Source organism: Streptomyces spongiae, assembly GCF_009377185.1.
Taxonomy (GTDB): Bacteria; Actinomycetota; Actinomycetes; order Streptomycetales; family Streptomycetaceae; genus Streptomyces; species Streptomyces spongiae.
The window spans coordinates 1-3,465 of the sequence record NZ_VJZC01000820.1 but is presented as its reverse complement, the minus strand read 5'-3'; the positions used below and the strand labels follow the sequence as shown (position 1 = coordinate 3,465).

Here is a 3,465-nt window from a genome sequence, read left to right as displayed (position 1 = left end):
GTGTATTCCCCTTGCGGCGGGATGGGGGGCGCGGGAGGGGCTGGGGGTGATCTCCGTTGGCGTGTGCGGGTTCGTTGGGGCTGGTCGCGCCCACGCGGCGGAGCCGCAAATCGACACAGCCCCGCGCCCCTTAAGGACCACGTGCGCGCCCTCAGAAGACCATGCGCCCTCAGGACGACTCCACCACTCCGTTCGCGTCGCCCTGGGCCGTGCCCTTTGTGGCTGACTTGGGGATGGGCTTGTCGGCCTTGAGGGCCTTCCAGATGAGGTCGGCCTTGGTCTTGGCGAGCAGGACGCGGTTGGGGTCGGCGGGGTCGTACCGGACGGGCATCGTGACCATGTTCATGTGGGACGCGCTGATGCCCTTGAGGCCGCCCGCGAAGGACGCCAGGTCCGGGACGGAGCCGAGCTCGGAGTCGGTGGTGACCGTCTTGGTGGCGGTGTCGGCGAGGTCGTACAGCTTCTTCGGGCTGGTCAGGATGCCGAGGTCCTTGACCTGGTTGACCAGGGCCTTGATGAACGCCTGCTGGAGCTGGATGCGGCCGAGGTCGGAGCCGTCACCGACGCCGTGCCGGGTGCGCACGAGACCGAGGGCCTGCTTGCCGTTCAGCGTGTGCGTGCCGGCCTTGAGGTCCAGGTGGCTGTCGGGGTCGTCGATGTCCTTGGTGGTGGTGATGTCGACGCCGCCGAGCTCGTCGATGAGCTTCTGGAAGCCGGAGAAGTCGACCTCCAGGAAGTGGTCCATGCGGATGCCGGTCATGGACTCCACGGTCTTCACCGCGCAGGCCGCGCCGCCGGTGGAGTACGCGGAGTTGAACATCGCGTTCTCGGCGGCGGGGTGCTCCTCGCCCTTGCTGTCGGTGCACTCGGGGCGCTCGACGAGGGTGTCGCGGGGTATCGAGACCACGCTGGCCTTCTTGTGGCCCTTGTATATGTGCACGATCATCGCCGTGTCCGAGCGGGCGCTGCCGTCGTCGGCGCCGCCGCCCAGCTTCTTGTTGCTGCCCGAGCGGGTGTCGGAGCCGAGGACGAGGATGTCCTGTGAGCCGTTGTCGACGTTCTGGGGCCGGTCGGTGCCGAGGGCCTGGGTGATGTCGACGCTCTTGATGTTGCCGTTGAGCTTGAAGTACATGTAGCCGAAGCCCGTGCCGCCGAGTACGACGATGCCCGCGGTGGTCCAGGCGGTGACCAGGAGCGCCTTGCTGCCTTTGCTCCTGGGCTTGCGACGGCGGCCCTTGGCGCGGTGGCGCGGGCCCGTGGTGCCGGCCCTTCCCTGTGTGGCTGGTTCCGGCGTGCTCTCGGCGGACATGTGCTCCTCGGTCCTTGTCGCGGGACGGTTACCCCCTGCTGTCAGGCTCAGGCCTGGCCGGATGCGGCCGACGGCGTTCCCGTGGCCACTCCGTACGGTCAGACGGCAGATCGGGAAAAAGGGTTGCACATGGGTTGTACATGGCACTGTGCCCACCGCGTGGACGCGATGGGCACAGTGTGTGATCGGCCGCTACGGTGAGCGCGGGCTCACCTGCGGTTTCAGCCGAAGAGGTCGTACTGTTCGTAACCGGTGCCGACCGAGATCCTTGTGGCAAAGATCTCGCTGGTGGCCTTTCCGGTGCCCTTGTACAGGTAGAGCGTGCCGCCACTCGTACGGGCCAGGAAGTCGGCCTTGCCGTCGCCGGTCACGTCCCCGACCGCGTCGAAGGCGTTGTAGCTGCTCCAGTTGCGGACCTTGATCCGGCCGGAGAACGCGCCGGTGCCGGACTTGCCGGTGCCCTTGTAGAGGTAGATGTCCGAGGTGCTCTTCTTGCGGACGAGCAGGTCGGCCTTGCCGTCGCCGGTGAAGTCGCCGTGGCCGCGCACCGAGTTGTACTGGTTCCAGCCGGAGCCGACCTTGACGCGGGACGAGAAGGAGCCGTTGCCCTTGCCCGGGTAGATCCACAGGACGCCGGCGGAGTCGACCGAGAGCAGGTCGGGCAGGGCGTCTCCGGTGACGTCGCCGGGGGCGACGATCCGGGTACGGGACTTCCAGTTGTCGAACTTCTTCGTGTTGGACCACGTCTCGGTCGACGGCACGTAGTGCAGCCAGAAGACGTCACCGTCGGAGCTGCGGCGGACCATGAAGTCCTGGTAGCCGTCCCGGTTCAGGTCGGTCTGCAGGACGACGTTGACGCCGGACCAGTCGCCCCAAGACTCGCGCGCGGCGAACGAGCTGCCCTTGGAGTTCTTCACATAGCCGACGTCGGTGGAGTTCTTGCGCAGGAACAGGTCGGCCTTGCCGTCACCGCTGATGTCGGTGTCGTCCACGCGCGGGTAGGTGACGCCGACGTACTTGCTGACCTTGCTGAAGACGCTGTACGCGCCCGCCTCCACGCAGTCCTCGACGCCCCAGGACACGACGCCCACGACGCGGTTGTTCACGACGAGCGGACCGCCGGAGTCGCCGTTGCAGGCGGAGGTGGTGCCCTCGTCGCTGCCGCTCGCCGGCTTGCCCGCGCACACCATGTGGCCCTTGATGAACCAGTCGGGGAACGCGCTCGAGCAGGTGGCGTCGGTCTGGACGGGCAGCGTCGCCGTCTTCAGCGTCTGGGAGATGTCGTCGCTGGTGGAGCTGGTGCGGCCCCATCCGTACACCTTGGCGCTGGTGCCCTCCGCGTACGACGCCGTGTCGCCGGACGTCGTCATCTTGATCGGCGTGGCCTTGACGGGCGTGGGCAGCGTGAGGACCGCGATGTCGTTGTCGATCGTGTCCGCGTTGTACGAGGGGTGGTCCCACTGGCGCCAGACGGCGGAGACGGTGCCGTTGGTCTCGCCCGCGTCGTCGGGCAGCTTCGAGGTGCCGGTGATGACGGCGCCGTACTGCTTCCAGTCGTACCCGTCGACACAGTGCGCGGCGGTGAGGATCTTCGTCGGCGCGATCACGGCACCGCCACAGAAGAAGCCCAGGTCCTGGGTGTCGTCGTAGTACCAGAGCTGCGCCATCCAGGGCGCCGAGGTGATGGTGGTCTCGTTGCCACCGATGATCTTCGGGTCGATCGACGAGGCGGAGTCGCCCGACGTCTCCCGACTGGCACTGAGTGACGACTGCTTCTTCGCCGTCTCCCCGGCGGTGTCGTCACCGGCGACCGCACCCGCGACGCGCTCGGTGAGCTCGTCGAGCGAGGGTGCGCTGGTGCTCGGCTTGGCGGTCGGCGTCGGCAGCGCGGTGGCCGCGCCCGCGGACGACACCAGCAGCGCCCCCGCGACAGCGGCGGCGACCGCGGCCGCCCCCACGGGCAGCCCAATGCGTATCCGGCGTCTGTGACGACCGCTCCCGGACAAAGGTGTACTCACTCAAGTCCCCCCTGAGCGTCAAGAGTTGAGTTGTCGAAGCTCCGCCGAACATCAGGCGACATTTACCTCGACACAACATGAAGACCGTGATCGTACACCTGTGCCAAAAAGAGGCCGGTGGCCGCCCCCGGAAAGGGG

2 protein-coding genes are annotated in these 3,465 nt (G+C 67.6%); both read right to left on the bottom strand.

The genetic code is table 11. The annotated features are described in order from the left end of the window. Positions 1-169 precede the first annotated feature (169 nt). A complete protein-coding gene (locus FNH08_RS47285) occupies positions 170-1,309 on the bottom strand; it encodes an LCP family protein (protein ID WP_152778076.1) in 1,140 nt (379 codons plus the stop codon). A gap of 221 nt (positions 1,310-1,530) precedes the next feature. Next, on the bottom strand, positions 1,531-3,267 hold the full coding sequence (locus FNH08_RS47280; RefSeq protein ID WP_322726572.1) for a trypsin-like serine protease: 1,737 nt from the start codon (positions 3,265-3,267) through the stop codon (positions 1,531-1,533). Positions 3,268-3,465 lie beyond the last annotated feature (198 nt).

Bases quoted from the DNA above. Each gene is read 5' to 3' on its own strand.
- FNH08_RS47285 (WP_152778076.1), bottom strand. From the start codon at position 1,309: ATGTCCGCCGAGAGCACGCCGGAACCAGCCACACAGGGAAGGGCCGGC.